This window comes from Actinoplanes sp. NPDC048967 (genome assembly GCF_040649415.1).
In the GTDB taxonomy this organism is placed as follows: domain Bacteria; phylum Actinomycetota; class Actinomycetes; order Mycobacteriales; family Micromonosporaceae; genus Actinoplanes.
Genome location: NZ_JBEZFL010000003.1, coordinates 297,317 through 316,671, shown reverse-complemented (window position 1 = coordinate 316,671; position 19,355 = coordinate 297,317). Strand labels below are relative to the sequence as shown.

General features: G+C 73.3%; 15 protein-coding genes and 1 pseudogene. 9 read left to right on the top strand and 7 right to left on the bottom strand.

All coding sequences use genetic code 11. The features are described 5' to 3' along the window. Positions 1-18: 18 nt before the first annotated feature. Positions 19-3,294: pseudogene (gene pulA, locus AB0C12_RS13975) on the top strand (pullulanase-type alpha-1,6-glucosidase); the annotation flags it as partial. Between the two features lie 215 nt (positions 3,295-3,509). Here the strand turns inward: pulA and AB0C12_RS13970 are convergent. Continuing rightward, complete coding sequence (locus AB0C12_RS13970) at positions 3,510-6,452, bottom strand: PAS domain S-box protein (protein WP_360547694.1); 2,943 nt, start codon at positions 6,450-6,452, stop codon at positions 3,510-3,512. A 148-nt stretch (positions 6,453-6,600) separates the two neighbouring features. On the opposite strand from AB0C12_RS13970, the gene AB0C12_RS13965 reads away from it, so the two are divergent. Then, the gene (locus AB0C12_RS13965; protein ID WP_360547692.1) at positions 6,601-7,065 is read left to right on the top strand and encodes a hypothetical protein; all 465 of its coding nucleotides are present in this window, start codon (positions 6,601-6,603) and stop codon (positions 7,063-7,065) included. Positions 7,066-7,071: 6 nt separating this feature from the next. Here AB0C12_RS13965 and AB0C12_RS13960 read toward each other — a convergent pair whose 3' ends face one another. Both AB0C12_RS13960 and AB0C12_RS13955 read right to left on the bottom strand, forming a co-directional pair. Further along, a complete protein-coding gene (locus AB0C12_RS13960; RefSeq protein WP_360547690.1) occupies positions 7,072-8,538 on the bottom strand; it encodes an aminopeptidase P family protein in 1,467 nt (488 codons plus the stop codon). Between the two features lie 82 nt (positions 8,539-8,620). Beyond that, positions 8,621-9,307 carry a superoxide dismutase family protein gene (locus AB0C12_RS13955; RefSeq protein WP_360547688.1) on the bottom strand — a complete coding sequence of 229 codons (687 nt, stop codon included), beginning with the start codon at positions 9,305-9,307 and terminating at the stop codon, positions 8,621-8,623. A 116-nt stretch (positions 9,308-9,423) separates the two neighbouring features. Between AB0C12_RS13955 and AB0C12_RS13950 the strand changes: the two genes are divergently transcribed. The 4 genes from AB0C12_RS13950 to AB0C12_RS13935 all read left to right on the top strand — a co-directional run bounded on the left by AB0C12_RS13950 (position 9,424) and on the right by AB0C12_RS13935 (position 12,712). Then, positions 9,424-10,362, top strand: coding sequence for a carbohydrate kinase (locus AB0C12_RS13950; protein WP_360548990.1), 939 nt, complete (start codon positions 9,424-9,426; stop codon positions 10,360-10,362). Between the two features lie 99 nt (positions 10,363-10,461). Then, entirely contained in the window at positions 10,462-11,280 is an 819-nt protein-coding gene (locus tag AB0C12_RS13945; RefSeq protein WP_360547686.1) for an alpha/beta hydrolase, read from the top strand. Positions 11,281-11,301: 21 nt separating this feature from the next. Beyond that, positions 11,302-12,363 carry a sigma-70 family RNA polymerase sigma factor gene (locus AB0C12_RS13940; protein ID WP_360547684.1) on the top strand — a complete coding sequence of 354 codons (1,062 nt, stop codon included), beginning with the start codon at positions 11,302-11,304 and terminating at the stop codon, positions 12,361-12,363. Next, positions 12,314-12,712: a hypothetical protein gene (locus AB0C12_RS13935; protein WP_360547682.1), complete on the top strand. Its 399-nt coding sequence runs from the start codon at positions 12,314-12,316 to the stop codon at positions 12,710-12,712. The genes AB0C12_RS13940 and AB0C12_RS13935 overlap by 50 nt, the downstream gene beginning before the upstream one ends. A 20-nt stretch (positions 12,713-12,732) precedes the next feature. On the opposite strand, the gene AB0C12_RS13930 is transcribed toward AB0C12_RS13935, so the two are convergent. The 4 genes from AB0C12_RS13930 to AB0C12_RS13915 form a co-directional block, all read right to left on the bottom strand. Then, positions 12,733-13,125, bottom strand: a complete 393-nt coding sequence (locus AB0C12_RS13930) for a hotdog domain-containing protein (protein ID WP_360547680.1) — start codon at positions 13,123-13,125, stop codon at positions 12,733-12,735. Positions 13,126-13,135: 10 nt separating this feature from the next. Then, on the bottom strand, positions 13,136-14,623 hold the full coding sequence (locus tag AB0C12_RS13925; RefSeq protein WP_360547678.1) for a PH domain-containing protein: 1,488 nt from the start codon (positions 14,621-14,623) through the stop codon (positions 13,136-13,138). 413 nt (positions 14,624-15,036) lie between these two features. Further along, the gene (locus AB0C12_RS13920) at positions 15,037-15,558 is read right to left on the bottom strand and encodes a PH domain-containing protein (RefSeq protein ID WP_360547676.1); all 522 of its coding nucleotides are present in this window, start codon (positions 15,556-15,558) and stop codon (positions 15,037-15,039) included. A 9-nt stretch (positions 15,559-15,567) separates the two neighbouring features. Beyond that, a complete protein-coding gene (locus AB0C12_RS13915) occupies positions 15,568-15,789 on the bottom strand; it encodes a hypothetical protein (RefSeq protein ID WP_360547674.1) in 222 nt (73 codons plus the stop codon). 296 nt (positions 15,790-16,085) lie between these two features. On the opposite strand from AB0C12_RS13915, the gene AB0C12_RS13910 reads away from it, so the two are divergent. From AB0C12_RS13910 to AB0C12_RS13900, 3 genes are read left to right on the top strand one after another with little or no spacing between them, the layout of a single operon-like run. After that, the gene (locus AB0C12_RS13910; RefSeq protein ID WP_360547672.1) at positions 16,086-17,381 is read left to right on the top strand and encodes a MoxR family ATPase; all 1,296 of its coding nucleotides are present in this window, start codon (positions 16,086-16,088) and stop codon (positions 17,379-17,381) included. Between the two features lie 10 nt (positions 17,382-17,391). Continuing rightward, positions 17,392-18,405: a DUF58 domain-containing protein gene (locus AB0C12_RS13905; protein WP_360547670.1), complete on the top strand. Its 1,014-nt coding sequence runs from the start codon at positions 17,392-17,394 to the stop codon at positions 18,403-18,405. Next, positions 18,402-19,352: a VWA domain-containing protein gene (locus AB0C12_RS13900; protein ID WP_360547668.1), complete on the top strand. Its 951-nt coding sequence runs from the start codon at positions 18,402-18,404 to the stop codon at positions 19,350-19,352. The genes AB0C12_RS13905 and AB0C12_RS13900 overlap by 4 nt, the downstream gene beginning before the upstream one ends. The last annotated feature ends 3 nt before the right edge of the window (positions 19,353-19,355 follow it).

Genomic DNA, 19,355 nt, shown 5'->3' with positions numbered 1-19,355 from the left:
CGGTGCCATCATGTCCAGGTGACCACGATCGAGATCGCCTCGCCTGAGGCACCGACCAGACTCAGCAGGCCGCAGTGGCTGGTCGTGCACTACCGGCGCGAGGACGAGGGCTACGGCGACTGGTCACTGCACGCCTGGGGTGACATCGCCCCCGACGCGATCACCGGCTTCCCCGGCGGGCACCCGTTCGCCGGCGCCGATTCCTACGGCCGTTTCGCCTGGGTGCGGCTGGCCGACGCCGCCCGCGAGGTCGGCTTCCTGGTGGTCGACCACACCGGCGCCAAGGACGTGGCCACCGACCGGCACGTCGACCCGGCCGTCACCCCGCAGATCTGGCTGCGCCCCGGCGACCCGACGGTCTACCCCAGCGCCGCCGCGGCCGGCCACCCCACCGAGATCCCCGCCGAGGACGACTTCGCGGTCATCCACTACCGGCGGGCCGACGGTGACTACGACGGCTGGGGCGTGCACGCCTGGGAGGGCACTCCGGCCAAGCCGCGCTGGCACGCGCCGCTCGCCCCGGCCGCGTTCGACGCGTTCGGTGCGGTGTTCCGGGTGCCGGTCCGCCCCGATGCCGTCGGCCTGCGGTTCGTGCTGCACCGTGGCGACGTCAAGGACCTGCCCGACGACCAGCGCCTCGACCTGACCGGCGGCCGCGAGGTCTGGCTGCTCTCGGGCACCACGGCGCCCGTGCTGCCCGACGTACGGTCGCTCGGTCCCGAGCTGGACCCGGCCCGGGCCCTGGCCGTCTTCCTCGACCGCACCACGCTGGCCCTGCCACCGCAGCTCGCCGAACGGGCCGAGAGCTTCGCCCTGGTCGCGTCCCCCGACGGTGGCCTGCGCCGCGACGGCGACGAGCTGACCGGCGAACGCACCATCCTGCCGCTGACCCCGCGCCCCGGCGGCCTGTTCCAGGCGCAGAGCCGGCATTTCCCGCACCTGCGGGCCTACCGCGCGTTCGCGGTGCCGGAGCTGGCCGACGCAGCGCTGGGTCATCTGCTGCGCGGGCAGCTGCTCGCGGTCGGCCGCGACCACGCCGGCCGGGTCACGGCCCTGACGGCGGTCCAGCTGCCCGGCGTGCTCGACGACCTGTACGCGGATGCCGCCGACGCCGAGCTGGGCGTGGGCGTGGTCATGGAGGAGGAGCGGCCGACCATCTCGGTGTGGGCCCCGACCGCGCGCACTGTCGCGCTGGAGCTCTCCCGCACACCCGGCGACGACGAGCCGAAGGTCCTGCCGATGGACCGGGACGCGCTGACCGGCGTGTGGTCGATCGCCGGCAAACGCAAGTGGCTCGGCCGCTACTACCGCTTCCGGGTCGAGGTGTGGCATCCGGCGGCGCAGCGCGTGGTGACCAGCAGCGTCACCGACCCGTACTCGCTCTCGCTGTCGGTCGACTCCACCCACAGCCAGCTCGTCGACCTCGACGACCCCGAGCTCAAGCCGCCGGGCTGGGACACGCTGGTCAAGCCGCCGCCGGTCGCGCCGGCCCGGATGCAGATCGCCGAGCTGCACGTCCGGGACTTCTCCATCGCCGACACCACCGTGCCGCCCGAGCAGCGCGGCACCTACCTGGCGTTCACCCGCGACGACTCGGCCGGGATGCGGCACCTGCGGATGCTCGCCGACGCCGGGCTCACCCACGTGCACCTGCTGCCCGCCTTCGACTACGCGACCGTGCCGGACCGCCGCGCCGACCAGGCGGTGCCCAAGTGCGACCTGGCCGCCCTCCCGCCGGACTCACCCGAGCAGCAGCGCGCGGTCATGGCCGTCGCCGCCGAGGACGGCTTCAACTGGGGTTACGACCCGCTGCACTACACGACCCCCGAGGGCAGCTTCGCCGTCGAGCCCGCCGGCAGCGCCCGCATCCGGGAGTTCCGGTCGATGGTCGCGGCCCTCAACGCGGCCGGCCTGCGAGTGATCATGGACGTCGTCTACAACCACACGATGGCCGACGGGCTGGCGCCGTTCAGCGTGCTCGACCGCATCGTCCCCGGGTACTACCACCGGCTCCTCGACGACGGCACGGTCGCCGAATCCACCTGCTGCTCCAACACCGCACCCGAGCACATGATGATGGGCCGGCTGGTCATCGACTCGGTCGTCACCTGGGCCCGCGAGCACAAGGTGGACGGCTTCCGTTTCGACCTCATGGGACACCACCCGCGGGCCAACATCCTCGAGACCCGGGTCACCCTCGACCACATCGACCCCGACATCTACCTGTACGGCGAGGGCTGGAACTTCGGCGAGATCGCCTACGACGCCCGGTTCGTGCAGGCCACCCAGGTCAACATGGCCGGCACCGGGATCGGCACGTTCAACGACCGGCTCCGCGACGCGGTCCGGGGCGGCGGCTCCTTCGGCGACGACCCGTCGGAGCAGGGGTTCGCCACCGGGCTGGGCGCGGCCACCCCGCTGTCGGTGCACGACCGGATCAAGGTGGGCCTGTCGGGCGGCCTGGCGACGTACCGGTTCGTGACCCACACCGGCGCCGAGCACAGCGGCGCGCAGATCGACTACAACGGCTCACCCAGCGGATACGCGGCCGCGCCGGGCGAATGCGTGACGTACGTCGACGCCCACGACAACGAGATCCTCTACGACGCGATGGCCTTCAAGCTGCCGCGGTCCGTGCCGATGATCGACCGCGCCCGCATGCAGGTCCTGGCGCTGTCCCTGGTGGTGCTGGGCCAGGGCGTCGGCTTCGTGGCGCTCGGCACGGAACGGCTGCGCTCCAAGTCGCTGGACCGCAACTCCTACGACTCGGGCGACTGGTTCAACCAGATCCGCTGGAACGGCGCCGACGGCAACGGCTTCGGCGTGGGCCTGCCCCCGGCCCCGGACAACGAGGACAAGTGGCCGTGGGCCCGGCCGCTGCTGGCCGACCCGGCGCTGGTCCCGTCGGCGGAGATCATGGACCTGACCGCGGCCCGGTACGCCGAGCTGTTGCGCATCCGCCGCTCGTCGCCGGTCTTCGGGTTGCCCACAGCCGACGAGGTCCAGCGGAGGCTGACGTTCCCGCTGGGCGGGCCGCACGAAAGCCCCGGCGTGCTCGTGATGTGCCTGGACGGGACCGGGCTGGACCAACGCTGGAGCACGGTGGTGGCGGTCTTCAACGCGACCGAGGCCCCGACGACGCAGCACGTGCCGGCGTTGGCGGGGGTGCGGCTGGACCTGCATCCGGAGCTGGTGGCTTCGGCGGATCCGGTGGTGCGGACGGCTACGGCTGAGGGGGGCACGCTGAGCGTGCCGGCCCGCTCGGTGGTCGTCTTCGTCGCCGGCCTGGCCTGAGCGGCCCGGGCTGGTCCGGCTCGAGCGAGCCGGGCGCGTTCGGCTTGAGCGAGCCGGGCGGGTTCGGGCTTGAGCGAGCCGGGCGCGTTCGGCTTGAGCGAGCCAGGCGGGTTCGGGCTTGAGCGAGCCGGACGCGCTCGGGCTCGAGCGAGCTTGCAGCGCGCCCGGGCGCAGCAAGCCGGCAGGGCTGCCCGCCGCGGGCGGCTGAGCCCTTGTCAGCGCTCGGGTGGTGGGCAGCTCGGCACGGTGACCGTGAAGGTCGTGCCGCCGTCCGGGCCGGCCGGCTCCGCCGTCAGGCCGCCGTGGTGGGCGTCGATGATCGCCTTGCTGATCGCCAGCCCCAGCCCGGTGCCCTTGATCCCCTGCGACACCGCGTTCGACGCGCGGAAGAACCGGTCGAACAAGTGCGTCCGTTGCTCCGCCGGGATGCCGATGCCCGTGTCGGTGACCCGCAGCGTCGTCGTCGCGGTCGCGTCGTCGTGGCGGCCGGTCAGGGTCACCGTGCCGCCCTGCGGGGTGTACTTCACCGCGTTCGAGATCAGGTTGTCGAGGACCTGGCGGAGGCGTACCGGGTCGGCGTGGGCGGGCAGGTGCCGGGCCACGTCCACCTCGATCGCGATGTCCTTGGCCGTGGCGTCCGGGCGGCGGGCGTCCACGCTGTCCACCACCAGCCGGATCAGCGACAGCGGGCGCGGCTCCAGTTTCATCTGACCGGCGTCGATCCGGGCCGTGTCCAGCAGGTCGTCGACCAGGCCCTGCATGTGCGCGCTGTGCTTGTCGATGACCGAGGCCAGGTGGCGGTGGTCGCCGGTGAGACCCGCGTCGTCGAGGAGCATCTCCGTGTAGCCGCGGATCGTCGCCAGCGGGTTCCGTAGTTCGTGGCTGACCAGGGCCACCAGTTCGTCCTTGAGCCGGTCGAGTTCGCGCAGCCGGCGGTTCTGCTGCTGCTGGTCGTGCAGCACCTGCTCGCGGCGGTCGGCCAGTTCGCGGCGGGCGGTCACATCGGTCGCGATGCCGTCGATGTACAGCCGGCCGCCTTCCGGCCGGGGCACCGAACGGATCCACACCCAGCGGGTGACGCCGTCCAGGCCGAGCAGGCGGACCTCCGCGTCCGCCGGTTCGCCGCCGAAGACCTTGTCGCGCAGCCGGGCCATGGCCGGCATGTCGTCCGGGTGCACGTTCTCGGCCATGGTCTTCGCGATGTCGGTGCCCGCCGGCAGCTGCGCACCCAGGATGCCGTGGCTGTCCGGGCTGGCGTAGACGACGACGGGACGGCCGTCGTCCTCGATGGCGTAGGTCCACACATAGTCGTTGACCTGGGCCACGACCCGGTCGAAGGCGCGCTGGGTGGCCGCCAGGACCTGGGTGAGTTCCTCGGCGCGGCGGCGTTCCAGGTGCCGGCCCAGGTGGGCGCAGACGCCGTCGAGCATGGTCAGCAGTTCCGCGTCGGGTTTCTCGACCGTGGTGCTCAGGAACAGCAGGACGCCGAGGACGCGGTCGTCGCTGCGGACGGGCAGGCCGACGGCGGTACGCAGGCCGGCGGCGCGGGCCTCGTCGCGGCGCACCGCCGTACGGGGATCGTCGGCGAGCTCTGGCACCCACAGCTCCGCGCCGGTCTCCCAGACGATGCCGGCCAGTCCGGTGCCCCGGGGCAGGACGAACGGCTTGTCATTGGTCACCGCCGGCAGCGGATGCCCCGGTTCCGTCCAGTGGCCGACCCGGCTGATCAGGCCGGACTCGTCGTCGGTGCGCCAGAACTCCCCGCAGGTCCAGCCGAGCGCGCCGGCGATGGCGGCCACGGTGCCGGTGGCGGCCTGTTCGGCGGTGGTGGCATCGGCCAGGGCACGGGCCACGGCGTGCTGGGTCTGCTGCAGGGTCGCGGCCCGGTGCTGATCGGTGACGTCGTGCAGGGCGGCGACCGCGCCCAGGTGCCGGCCGTCGGCGGTGGTGATCGGGCGGGCGTTGGCCACGAAACGGCGGCGGCGGCCGTCGGCGGCCCGGACCGTCACGTCCTGCCCGTCGACGTGCTCACCGGCGTACGCCCGGGCCAGCGGCACCTCGTCCGGCTCCAGCGGGCGCCGGCCGTCCGGGTCGTAGAGCCGGCCCGCCGCGGTGAGCGAGGCGACCGCCGCGGGTTCCTCGCCCGGCTCGTACAGCGCGCGCAGGGCGCTGTTGCGCAGCACGAGCCGCCCCTCGGCGTCGCAGGCGGCCACCCCGGTGTCGAGGCTGTCGAGCAGCGTGTGCAGGAACGTCCGGTCGTCGTCGGCGCGCTGCCCGGCGGCCTTGCGATCGGTGATGTCGTGCAGGAACGCGTGGCAGATCAGGGTGTCCTCGGCCACGACCTGCAACGTCATCTCGATCGGGAACTCGCGGCCGGAACGGTCCACGGCTGCCAGTTCGAGGCGCTGCCCGGACAGGATCGACACGCCGGTGTCGCGTACCCGTCGCAGTCCGGCCTCGTGCGCGGCCCGGAAGCGGGCCGGCAGGATCAGCTCGCCGACCGGCCGGCCGATGGCCTCGGCCGCCGGGTAGCCGAAGAGCGTGGCCGCCGCGGTGTTCCAGGCCAGGATCACGCCGTCGGCGTCGGTGGACACGAACGCGTCGTGCGCGGTGTCCAGCACCCGGTTCGTGCGCTCGGTGGCCAGCCGCAGGTTCCGGTTCGCGGTCCGCAGCGCGATCTCCGTCTCGGCCGAGGTGGCCAGGGTCCGCACGATCGAGAGCTCCTGCGGCGTCCAGTCGCGGGGCACGGTGTCGATCACGCAGAACGAGCCCAGCACCGTGCCGTCGGGGGCGTGCAGCGGATAACCGGCATAGGCCGCCACCCGCAGGTCGTCGATCGCGAGGTTGTCCCGCAGCCGGGGGTCGGCGCGGGCGTCCGGCACGATCAGCGGGGCGTTGTCGATGACCACGTACTGGCAGAAGGAGTGCGACATCGGGGTCCCGCCCCGGCTCGCCCAGGGCTCACCCAGTCCGACCTGGCTGGCGAAGACCTGGCGGTCGGCGTCGACCATCGTGACCAGCGCCACCGGGGCGCCGGCCTGCTGCGCCGCGGCGGACGCCAGCCGGTCGAGCGACGGACAGCAGCCGTCCTCGAGCAGGCCGGTCTCCCGCAGCCGGCGCAGGCGTACCGCGTCGGTCAGCCGGGCGCGCTCCTCCACGTCTTACCCATCGTCCGATTCGCGGCCGCCATGAGCGTGTGGCGGGTCACCCGCGCGGCGAGTGCGGTGGGTGCGCAGCCGTTGCGCCGATCTGGGAACATGGGCGCGGCCCGCCGGGTGGCGGGCGTTCTCGAGGTCGGAGGTCACCGTGCGGTACGCCCGGGCATTGTGCGGCATCGCACTCGTTGCGGCCCTGGCCGGTTGCACGGACGACAAGCCGGCGGCGGCGCCGCCCACCTTCGTCGCGCCCGGGTCGGCGCCGGCGTGGACCGAGCCGGCCGACTACGCCTTCGTCGCCGACCGGCAGTGCGAGGGCGGCCCCTCCCTGGGCAGATACCGCGTCACCGTCACCGCCGGCGAGGTCGCCGGCGTCGAGCGGGTCGACGGCAGGACCGCCTCCGGCGAGGAGGAGATCGAGGTGCCGTCGCTGGGCGGCCTGCTGGAGCTGGCGCGGACCGCGGCCGACGACGGCGGCGCGATGACGGTCAAGACGGACCCGGCGGACGGCCACCCGGTCGCCATCACCTTCGACGTCTCCGACGGCACCGACCCGGCAGCCGGCGGGGAGGGCCCCACCTGCTTCGTGATCTCCGACTACGCGCCGCGCGCCTAGGACGGGCTACTCGGGAAGGCGCGGGCCGGCCTCGCGCTGGGACGCCAGCCACGCCTCGACCTGGTCGGCCGAGCGGGGCAGACCGGCCGACAGGTTGCGGCAGCCGTCGGCGGTGACCAGGACGTCGTCCTCGATGCGGATGCCGATGCCGCGCAGCTCCTCCGGGACCAGCTCGTCCTCGGGCTGGAAGTACAGGCCCGGCTCCACGGTCAGGACGTATCCCTGGCCCAGCTCGCCGTCGCGGTAGGTCTCCTTGCGGGCCGCCGAGCAGTCGTGCACGTCGATGCCGAGCATGTGGCCGAAGCCGTGCAGGGTCCAGCGGCGGTACACCGTGGACTGCTCGGACATCGCCTCGTCCACGCTCACCGGCAGCAGGCCGAGGTCGTGCAGGCCCTCGGCGAGCACGCGCATGCAGGTCAGGTGCACGTCGCGGAACTTGACGCCGGGCCTGATCGCGTCCATGCCGGCCTGCTGGGAGGCGTGCACGATGTCGTAGACCTGGCGCTGCAGCGGGGTGAAGGTGCCCGACACCGGCAGCGTGCGGGTCACGTCGGCGGTGTAGAAGGTGCGGCCCTCGACGCCCATGTCCATCAGCAGCAGCTCGCCCGGCCTGGTCACGCCGGTGTTGCGGACCCAGTGCAGGATCGTCGCGTGCGCGCCGGAGCCGACGATGCTGCCGTAGCCGACATCGTTGCCGTCCGTGCGGGCGCGCAGCCCGAAGACGCCCTCCAGCAGGCGCTCCTTGACGCCGCGGTCGGCCGGCAGGACGCGGGCGACGTCCTCGAAGCCGCGCACGGTGGCGTCGATGGCGTCCTGGAGCTGGGCGATCTCCCACTCGTCCTTGACCAGCTTGAGCTCCGAGATCACCCCGGCCAGGGCGCGGTCGCGGCGGGCCCGGGGGTCCGGCTCGTAGGCCAGGATCGCGCGGTCCACGTTGGCGTCGTGGCCGCGCAGCACCCGGGTGCGGGCCGGCGCGCAGTCGGCCAGGGCCGGCCCGAGGTCGCCCCACGGCGCCGTCTCGATGCCCAGCTCTGTCGACTTCTCCGCGAGGGTGTGCCGGCGGCCGACCCACAGCTCGCCGTCGCGGCTGCGGAAGAACTCGTCGGTCTCCTTGGAGGAGCGCTGGTGGCTGTAGAGGACCGCGTCGTGCCCGGAGCCGCTGGGCCGCAGCACCAGCACGCTGCCGGGGTCGCTGTCGCCGGTCAGGTAGACGAAGTCGCTGCCCGGGCGGAACGGGTAATCGGTGTCGTTGGCGCGGACCTTCTCGGTGCCGCTGGGGATGATCAGCGTCTCGCCCGGGAACGCGTCGGAGAGCGCGGCCCGCCGCTTGGCGTAGTTGGGCGTCTCCGGACGGGGGGTCACGCTCAGCGCGTCGTCCCGCCAGCCGCCGCGCATGAACTGCAGGAACGCCTCCGGGAAGTCCGGGTCGTGCGACTCGGTCCTCGGTGTCGTGCCCTCGCTCTGCTCGGCCATGGCCGGCCCTCCCGTCATCCGCGTGGCGTCGCTCGTCCCGTCCTGACGTTACCGCCTCGCCAAGATCAAGAGCAGCCCGGCGTCACCCGTTGCCCAGGGTGAGGCAGGCCACGCGCGGTCCGGCCGTCCCGGCCTTGCCCGCGGCGGTACGGGTGTGCTCAGCGTGCACGATCAACGAGCGGGCCGGCTCCACCTCGTCGAAGGTCCAGTTCTGGCGCGCGGTGACCGAGGCGCCGCCCCGCGCGTCGGCGGTGAAGTCCAGCCACACCTCGTTGCGCGGATTGGCGTAGGCCGGGTCGACCGAGGGCGGCGAGGCGGCGGCCTTCGGGTCGGGACTGTGCTGGTAGTGCGGGCCGGCGTCCTCCGGTGTCGCGGTGCACGGCCGGGTGTGCAGATGGGCCCCGTACGCCCGGCGCGGGACCAGGCCGCCGGCGGTCAGCCGTACCGTCGTGCCCGTGGCCGTCCGGGAGATCGTGAGCTGGGCCGTGGCACCGGGCGGGACCACCTTGGGGTCGTAGGTGACGGCCCGCGCGCTCTGCGGGAACGGCAGGAAGGTGCCGGAGACGGTGCCCTCGACCAGCGGGGCCGCCAGGCCGCCCGGAGAGGGCGCCGACGACGGCAGCGCCGGGCTCGGCGCGCCGCTGACCAGCCAGGGCGTCGAGCCCGGCGGCAGCGACCCGCCGGACCCGGTCGCCGGGCCGCCCGGGCCGGTGCAACCCGCCAGGGCCGCGGTGAGCAGGAGGGGCAGGGCGGAAGCGCGCGGATGCATAGGTGGATCATGCCAAACAACCACAAAACGGGCGAGCATCCGGGAGTGGCTGGCTTTCTCGCGTCCCGGGCGTAAGGCTGACGGCATCGGTGCGGCGTTACGTGGAGGGGATCCGGATGGGCTACGCGGTGGTGCTCGGTGAGGCGTTGGTGGATCTGCTGGAGACCGAGCGCGACGGCGAGCTGATCTACCGGCAGGCGATCGGCGGCGCCCCGCTCAACGTCTCGGTCGGCGTCACCCGGCTCGGCGGCGAGGTGCAGTACTTCGGCTCGCTCGGCAACGACACCCTGGGCGACCGGATCGCCGCGTTCCTGCGCCAGATCGGGGTGGGCACGACCGGGCTGACCCGCGTACCGGTGCCGACCACGCTGGCCGTGACGACCTTCGAGGGCGCCGAGCCGACCTTCCAGTTCTACGGCGAGCCGCCCTCGTACGCGCTGCTGCGCCCCGAGGACGTCGACGACAAGGTGGTGGCCGGGGCGGCGGTGCTCTACACCGGGTCGATCAGCCTGATGCGCGAGCCGTTCCGGGCCGCCGCCCGCAAGGCCTGGGCGATCCCCGGCCCGCTGAAGGTCTTCGACCCCAACGTACGCCCGAAGCTGCTGCCCGACGCCGCCGCGGTCGGCGCCCTCCGTGACCTGGTCGAGGAGTTCTTCGCCACGGCTGACCTGGTCAAACTCAGCTCGGCCGACGCGGAGGTGCTCTGGGACGGCGCCGGTCCGGCGGCGGCCGCGGAACGCATCCTCAAGACCGGCGCGAAGGCGGTCGTGGTGACCTGCGGCTCCAAGGGCGCGTACGTGGCCACCGGGACGAGCACGGTGATGCTGCCGGCGCCGACGGTCGACGCGGTGGACGCCACCGGCGCGGGCGACTCGGTGATGGGCGCGCTGGTCCGCCGCCTGCTGGCCGACGGCGTGCCGGCCGAGCCCGAGGGCTGGCAGAGCTACGTCCGCTTCGCGCTGGCGGTGGCCGGCCTGGTGTGCGAACGCCCGGGCGGCGCGGTGGCGATGCCGACCGCCGAGGAGCTCACCGCCCGCTGGGGCGCGCTGCTGTAGCGCGCATCGGGAGGAAAGTTCGCCGGGAGCGATGATTCGCCGGCGCGGTGGGAGTCACCTCTCGGACAACGCATCCCGACCGTGTCCGGAGGACCCTCGATGACCATTCCCGTCACCGCCCGGCAGCTCGCCGTGCCCGGCGCCCGGCTGCACTACGAGGTACGCGGCAGCGGCCCGCTCGTGCTGCTGGCCGGCGCGCCGATGGACGCCCGCTCGTTCGAGGCGCTCGCCGGTCTGCTGGCCCGCGACCACACCGTGCTGACCACCGACCCCCGCGGCATCAACCGCAGCTCGGTGGAGCACCCCGACCGGGACTCCACCCCGCGTGAACGCGCCGACGACCTGGCCCGGCTGCTGACCCACCTCGACGCCGGCCCGGCCGTGGCGCTCGGCTCCAGCGGCGGCGCGGTCAGCGTCCTGGCCCTGGCGCAGGCTCGGCCCGAGCTGGTGCACACCGTCATCGCCCACGAGCCGCCGCTGCAGGAGCTGCTGGAGGACCGCGCCGAGCTGTACGCCGCCACCGAGGAAATGGTCGCCGCGTACCTCGCCGGGGACGTGCTCGGTGCCTGGGTGAAGTTCCTGCGGGCGGCGAACATCCCCTTCCCGCCGGAGATGATCGAGCAGGTGTTCCTCAGCGACCGTTCGCCGCAGACCGTCGCCGACGAGCACTTCCAGTTCGCCCACATGCTGCGGGCCACCGCCCGGTGGGTGCCCGACCTCGACCGGCTCAAGGCCGTGCCCACCCGGATCGTGGTCGGCATCGGCGAGGACTCCACCGGGCAGCTGTGCGACCGGGCGTCCCGGGCGCTCGCCGCCGGCCTCGGCATCGCGCCGACCATGTTCCCCGGCGACCACATCGGTTTCGCCGAGGACCCGGCGGCGTTCGAGGTACGCCTGCGGGGCGTCCTGGAAGGCTGACCGTCGGGCACACTTCGTGAGGTGAGTGAAACCCGCGCCGAATCCGCCGACCTGGCCCGGGCCCGCAACGGCGACGACGAGGCGTTCAACCGCGTCGTCGGGCCGTTGCGCCGGGAGCTGCACGCCCACTGCTACCGGATGCTCGGCTCCACCCACGACGCCGACGACGCGCTGCAGGACGCGCTGCTGCGGGCGTGGCGCGGGCTCGCCGGCTTCCAAGGACGCAGCTCGCTGCGCTCGTGGCTCTACACCGTGGCCACCCGGACCTGCCTGGACGCGGTCGAGGCCCGGGGGCGGCGGGCGCTGCCCGTCGACGTCGGGCCGTCGAGTCCCCGGGCTGTGCTCGGTGATGTGCCGTCGCACGAGGTCGCGTGGCTGGGGCCGTACCCGGACGGGCAGTTGGGCCGCGCCCGGCCGGACGCGCGCTACGAGCAGCGCGAGGCGGTCGAGCTCGCGTTCGTCGCCGCCCTGCAGCATCTGCCGGGCAACCAGCGTGCGGCGCTGCTGCTCTTCGAGGTGCTGGGCTTCTCGGCGGCGGAGATCGCCGAGGTGATGGCCACCTCGACCGCGTCGGTGAACAGCGCGCTGCAGCGGGCCCGGGCGATCGTCGCGGCGAAGGTGCCGGCGCGCAGCCAGCAGCAGACCCTGCGCAAAGTCGGCGACGCGCGGTTGCGGGAGATCGTCAACGGCTACTCGGCGGCGCTGGAACGCGGCGACGTCGACGGGCTGGTCACGCTGCTCACCGAGGACGTGACCTGGGCGATGCCGCCGCTGCCGCACTGGTACGCGGGGCTGGCGGCCGTCACCGACTTCGCGGCCCGGGTGCCGCTGAGCTCGTGCGGATCGTGGCGCAACGTGCCGGTGACCGCGAACGGGCAACCCGCGGTCGCGCAGTACCTCGACGGGCGGGCGTGGGCGATCTCCGTGCTCACCCTGCGCGACGACCGGATAGCGGAAATCACGTCGTTCCTGGGCGCGGAACACTTCGCCCACTTCGAGCTGCCGACCACCACCGCGCACGCCAAGATGGGGCATGACGCGATACACGATCGACGCCCCCACGGCGATCCGTCTCGTCCGTGAAGGCGTGACGGTGGCCGCGGAGCACCAGCTCGTCGCCCCCAACGTGCTGCGCTCGCAGGCGCTGTCGCTGCTCTACCGGCAGACCCGGCAGGGCGAGATCGCCGCGGCGGATGCGCGGACGCTGCTCGACGGGATCACCACGATGAAGATCCGGCTGCTCGGCGACCGGGTCTCCCGGCAGACCGCGTGGCGGGTGGCCGAGCAGCTCGGTTGGGACGACACGGTCGCCGCGGAATACGTGGCCGTGGCGCAGTTGCAGGCCGACGCCCTCGTGACCCTCGACCCGGAACTGGCGCGGCAGGTCGAGGGCGTGGTGCCGCTGGCGCCGTTCGAGGCGCTGCTCACCTGATCGCCCAGGACTTGTCTTGTTCAGTCGCCGAGGGCCTTGGCGATGAAGCGCTGCCGGTCCAGGAGCACCCGCTCGACCCGGACCTCGGCCACCAGCTCCTCACCGTCGCGCACCACGACGTCGAAGATCAGCTTGCGCCCGTCCACCTTGGCCAGCGTGGCCAGCGCGGTGACCCGGCGCCCGAGCGGGGTGGGCGCGCGATGCTCGACCTCGGCGCGGACGCCGACCGTGGTGACGCCGCCGGGCATCTGCCGCGCGGTCGCGGCGACCGTGGCGGCCTCGGCCAGCGCGAGCACCCTGGGCGTGCCGAGCACGGGCACGTCACCCGAGCCGAGCGCCTGGGCGGTGTCCGCGTCGGTGACGGTCAGCTCCACCCGGGCGCTGAGCCCGGGGGAGAACTCCGGTAGCTCCATGCGACACAGCTTAGGGCTGCGACGGCCGGCGCCAGTAAGCGTCATCCACAGGCGCTGCGTCATCCACAGGCACTGCGTCATCCACAGGCACTGCGCCGTGCGGGCCGGCAGCGGGCTGACCGGCGAAGGACGGACCCGGGACCGCCGGGGCGAGCATCGGCTGCTGCTGCCCGGCGGCCGGTGCGGTCGCGGCCCGGGCGTGGCGGGCGCGGATCGACAGCTGCTCGGCGATCCACCACGCCTCGTCGACGTCCCGGTCCTGAGCCACCCCCGACCGGCCGCCCGCGGTGTCCGCGTACACGGTGGCCAGGCGCAACATCCGCTGCACCGGCCCCTGCACGACCCGTACGCTCTGCAACCGCGCGTACGGGACCATGGTCAGCTCCTTGGTGAGCAGCCCGGAACGTGCGACGAACACCTCCGGCGTCAGCCCCGTACCGAACGACCGCAGCGCGAACGGGTGCAACCAGCGGGCCCGGTCCGGCGGTGGCAGCGTGGCCAGCGCGGCCAGATCGACGCCCGGAAGCACCTCCCACACCAGCTGCCGGCCGGCCGCGAACACGCCCACCGGCAGCAGGCGGTCCGAGCGCTTGTCGTCATTCGACTGCGGACCGGCGTACCCGGCGATGTCCAGGCGCATGTGCAGCCAGTCCTTGGCCCGCCAGAGCAGCGGCCAGGTCACCCCGATGGACTGCACGCGGTTCAGCGGCACGATCTGGCTGCGGGTCTCCAGCAGCCCGTAGCGCACGGCGAGCCGCCCGTCGGGATCGCGGGCCAGCCGGAAGTCCCAGTCCTGCAGCACCCGCCGGACCGGCTGCAGCAGCACACCGGCCATCGCGGTCACCGTGCTGGCGATGCCGACGAAGGTCCAGGACCCTTCGAGCACGAACTGCATCACCACGAAGGCGACACCGACCGGCAGCAGGAAGGCCTGCGGGGTGAGCAACTGGCTGATCAGCAGGTCACGGTTGCTGACCCGGAAGAGTGGCCACTCGGGCGCGGCCGGCGCCGGCTCCGCGGCGCCCGGAGCAACAACCCCGGGGGTACGCCCGGCGAGCGCGAGCAACCGCTGCCGGAGCGCGGCGGCCTCCCGGACACTCAGGTACGCCAGCGGAGCCTCTGTCTTACCGCCGCCGACCACCTCGAGCCGCAGCTCGGCCAGCCCGGTGAGCTGAGCCAGCAATGGCCGCCGCATCTCGACGGCCTGCAACCGGTCGAGCGGGATGGCCCGGTTGCGCCGCCAGAGCAGCCCGTCCTGGATCCGCAGCTCCCGCCCGACGACGTGATAGCCGGTGTTCAGCCAGCCGATCACGGCGAAGATGACGACGCCGACCGCGACGACGGCCACGACGAGGGCGAAGCGCTCGATCCCGACCTGCGACAACGTCTGCCAGCTCAGGGCGGCGACGATGACGGCGATGGACTTGGCCCCGCTGAGCAGCGGGCTGAGCGGGTGCAACCGCCGGCGCGGCTCGGCGACCACCGCGTCCGCGGGCACTGACGGCCCGGCCTCGGTGGGCGACCCACCCGGCTGCGGCGTGGGCGGCCCACCCGGTTGCGGCGTGGGCGGCAGCGGGCCGGCTTGGGTGGTTGGCCCGCCGGGCTCCGAAGCGGGCGGCCGACCGGGCTGCGGCGTGGGCGGCCCACTCGGCTGCGGCGTGGGCGGCAGCGGGCCGGCTTGGGTGGTTGGCTCGCCGGGCTCCGAAGCGACCGGCGGTTGGGGGACGGCGGATGGCTCGGCGGTGAGCGGCGATCGGTCGGCGTGGTGCACCCCGTTGTCGGCGGCCGGCCGGCCGGCGGCATCGGATGGCCCGGCGGCTTTCGACGGCTCGGCGGCGTCGGGCGGCCCGGCGGCTTGCGACGGCTCGCCGCCGGGTCCGGGGTCCGGCTGGGGGCGGGAGTAGGCGGCGGTCACAGGCCTTCGGCCCGGTCCTCGCCCAGCGCCGTCAGCCTGTCGCGCAGGCGGGACGCTTCCTCCGGGGGGAGGCCGGGGATCTTGGCGTCGCTGGCGGCCGACGCGGTGTGCAGCTGGACGGTGGCCAGCTTGAACGCGCGTTCCAGCGGTCCGGCGGTCACGTCGACGAACTGCATGCGGGCGTACGGGACGATCGACAGCCGGCGGATCACCAGGCCGTGGCGGACCAGGAGGTCGTTGTCGCGTTCCGCGTACCCCCAGGCTTTGACGGCCCGGACCGTCACCAGGGAGCGCCAGATCGCCATGGCCACGACCGCCGCCATGGCCGCGCGCCAGATCCAGTGGTCCGTCAGGACCGCGCCGACCGTCAGGCCGGCCAGGACGATGACCACCCAGACCGCCCTGTTGATCAACTCCACTGTGATCAGGCTGCGGGAGACCGGCCGCCATTCGACCGTGTCGGGCCATGGCTCGAGCGGGTCGGTCGGGGCGGGCGCCGGGGCGCTGGGCTCGGTCACGCTGAAAGCCTAAGCGGAGCTGTCGCGCTGCGGCGCCCGGAACGGGCTGACCTCGCGCAGGAATGCCCGCGCGGTCAGGAAATCGGTGAGGTATTCACGGTGGTCGTCGCAGGCCAGCCAGGTCTTGCGGTACGCCGGGTCGTGCAGCTTGGGGTTGTTCCACAGCAGCGACCACGCGCCGGGCGCACGACAGCCCTTGCGCGAGCACTGCGGGGAAAGCTCCTCGACCACGGGATGAACACTATCCGGTGGGAGGGATCAGAGCCGGGGGAGAGATTAGAGCGCCGGGCGACCACGGGGGAAGTCGCCCGGCGACGGGCTGAATGTTACACGCTCACGCGGGTGCCGCGTCTACCCGCCGGAGGTGCCCGTTCGAGCGCATCGCGCAGAAAGATCGACATCCTCGCCCGCGTGGCGGGCGCGTAATCCGCCTCTGCCCGACGGCTCCCAGCGTGGTCGTGTAAGTCTTGAGCGTCGGCACCCGTGCCGGCGCGACCTGAGAACCGCAGAATCTCGATGGAGGACCGGTGGCCGAGCCGACCATGCCCGAGGGCACGAGCAGCGCCGATCCGGGCAGCGCCGACCAGGCCCGGCCGGAGATGAGCCGGCCGGAGCAGGGCCGGCCGGAGCCGAGCCGGCTCGAGCAGGGCTGGCCGGCACAGGCGCAGGCGCGGCCGGAGCAGGCGCGGCCGGAGCAGGGCCGGCCGGAGCAGGGCCGGCCGGTGACGCCGGCTCAGGACGCCACCCAGCTGGAACGGGCCATGTTCGAGGTCAAGCGGGTCATCGTCGGCCAGGACCGGATGGTCGAGCGGATGTTCGTCGCGCTGCTGGCCCGCGGGCACTGCCTGCTCGAAGGCGTGCCCGGCGTGGCCAAGACGCTGGCGGTCGAGACCCTGGCCCGCGTCGTCGGCGGTTCCTTCTCGCGCATCCAGTTCACCCCCGACCTGGTCCCCGCCGACATCGTCGGCACCCGGATCTACCGGCAGTCGAGCGAGAAGTTCGACGTCGAACTCGGCCCGGTCTTCGTCAACTTCCTGCTCGCCGACGAGATCAACCGGGCGCCCGCCAAGGTGCAGTCGGCGCTGCTCGAGGTCATGGCCGAGCACCAGGTGTCGATCGGCGGCGAGACGCACTCGGTGCCGGATCCGTTCCTGGTCATGGCGACCCAGAACCCGATCGAGCAGGAGGGCGTGTATCCGCTGCCCGAGGCGCAGCGCGACCGCTTCCTGATGAAGATCCTGGTCGGCTACCCCACCGACGTGGAGGAGCGCGAGATCGTCTACCGGATGGGCGTCAGCCCGCCGGAACCCAAGACCGTCTTCTCGTCCGAGGACCTGCTGGCTCTGCAGCGCCGCGCGGACCAGGTGTTCGTGCACAACGCGCTGGTCGACTACACGGTCCGGCTGGTGCTGGCCACCCGCGCGCCGGCCCAGCACGGCATGCCCGACGTCGCCCAGCTCATCCAGTACGGCGCCAGCCCGCGTGCCTCGCTCGGCATCGTCCGCGCCACCCGGGCCCTCGCCCTGCTCCGCGGCCGTGACTACGCGCTGCCGCAGGACGTGCAGGACATCGCCCCGGACATCCTGCGGCACCGGCTGGTGCTCAGCTACGACGCGCTCGCCGACGACATCCCGGCCGACCACATCGTCGCCCGGATCATGGCCAGCGTGCCGATGCCCTCGGTCGCCTCCCGGCAGGGCACCTCGCCCAACGGGCACCCCGGCGCCCACCCCAACGGCCATCCGGTGTCGGCGGTGCCGGCCAGCGGGGGTCCGGCGTTCGACTCATTGCCGCAGCAGCCGGCCTGGCCGGGACAGCAGTGACGGTCAGCTCGTGACGACCGCCGACCTCCCGCCCGTGGTGAAGGACGCGAGCACGGCCCGCGCCGAGGCCGTGCTGTCGCGCCTGCAACTGCTGGTCACCCGCAAGCTGGACGGTCTGCTGCAGGGCGACTACGCGGGCCTGCTGCCGGGTCCGGGCAGCGAGGCGGGGGAGAGCCGCGAATACCGGCCCGGCGACGATGTGCGCCGGATGGACTGGCCGGTCACGGCCCGGACCACGCTTCCGCACGTACGGCGTACGGTCGCCGACCGTGAACTGGAGACGTGGATGGCCGTCGACCTGTCGGCCAGCCTCGACTTCGGCACGGCGACCATGCTCAAACGCGACCTGGTGCTCGCGGCGGCCACGGCGATGGCGCACCTGACCGTACGTGGCGGCAACCGGATCGGCGCTGTCGTGGGCACCGGCTCGGGCCTGCCCGCCCGGCAGCCCAGCGGCTTCAGCTGGCGCAAGCGACGGGAGCCCGGCCCCCCGGCACCGCAGACCCAGCCGATGGTGCGGATGCCCGCCCGGCCCGGCCGCAAGGAGGCGCAGGGGCTGCTGCGCGCGATCGCCCGTACCCGGATCCGGCCCGGACGCACCGACCTGGGTGAGCTGATCGACATGCTGAACCGGCCACCGCGCCGCCGGGGTGTCGCCGTGGTCATCTCCGACTTCCTGGCTCCGGTGGACGGCTGGTCCCGGCCGATCCGCAAGCTCGGGGTCCGGCACGACGTGCTGGCCATCGAGGTTGTCGACCCGCGCGAGCTGGAGCTGCCGGACGTCGGCGTGCTGACCCTGGCCGACCCCGAGACCGGGGTGCTGCACGAGGTGCAGACGGCCGATCCGGCGCTGCGGGCCCGGTACGCCGAGGCGGCCGGCAACCAGCGCGGCGAGATTGCCCGGGCACTACGGGCCGCCGGTGCCGCACACTTGAGGTTGCGCACCGACACCGACTGGCTGCTCGACGTCGTCCGTTTTGTGGCCGCCCAACGACACGCACGCACCCGGGGGACAACGCGATGATCCGTTTCCTGCAGCCGTGGTGGCTGCTCGCCGTCCTGTCCGTCCTGCTGGTGGCGGGTGCGTACGTCCTGCGCCAGTTCCGCCGCCGCACGTACGCGATGAAGTTCACGAACGTGGAGCTGCTGCGCACCCTGGCGCCCAAGGGCCTGGGCTGGCGCCGGCACGTGGCCGCCGGCGCCTTCCTGCTGAGCCTGCTGTCGCTGGCGTTCGCGATGGCCCGGCCGTCGATCGACCGCGAGGAACCGCTGGAACGGGCGACCGTGATGCTGGCCATCGACGTGTCGCTGTCGATGGAGGCCGACGACGTCCAGCCGAACCGGATCGAGGCGGCCCAGGAGGCGGCCAAGGCGTTCGTGCAGGAGCTGCCGCCGACGTACAACCTGGGCCTGGTCTCGTTCGCGAAGGCGGCGAACGTGCTGGTGTCGCCGACCAAGGACCGCGCCGCGGTGCTCGCCGGCATCGACGGGCTGACCCTGGCCGAGGCGACGGCGACCGGCGAGGCGGTCTTCACCTCGCTGGACGCCATCCGCACGGTCCCGGCGGACGGTGCGAACGGCGCGCCGCCGGCCCGCATCGTGCTGCTGTCGGACGGCTACCGGACGTCGGGCCGTTCGGTCGAGGACGCGGCGGCGGCGGCCGAGGCGGCCAATGTGCCGGTCTCGACGATCGCCTTCGGCACCGACACCGGGGTGGTCGACATCCGCGGCCAGCTGCAGCGGGTGCCGGTGGACCGGCTGTCGTTGCAGAAGCTGGCCGACAAGACCAAGGGCTACTTCTACGAGGCGGCGTCGGTCTCCGAGCTCAAGCAGGTGTACGAGGACATGGGCAGCTCGATCGGCCACCGGATCGAGCCCCGTGAGGTCACCCAGTGGTACGCCGGGGTGGCTCTGCTGCTCGGGCTCCTCGCCGGGGCGATGAGTCTGCTCTGGACCTCACGCCTGCCCTGAGCG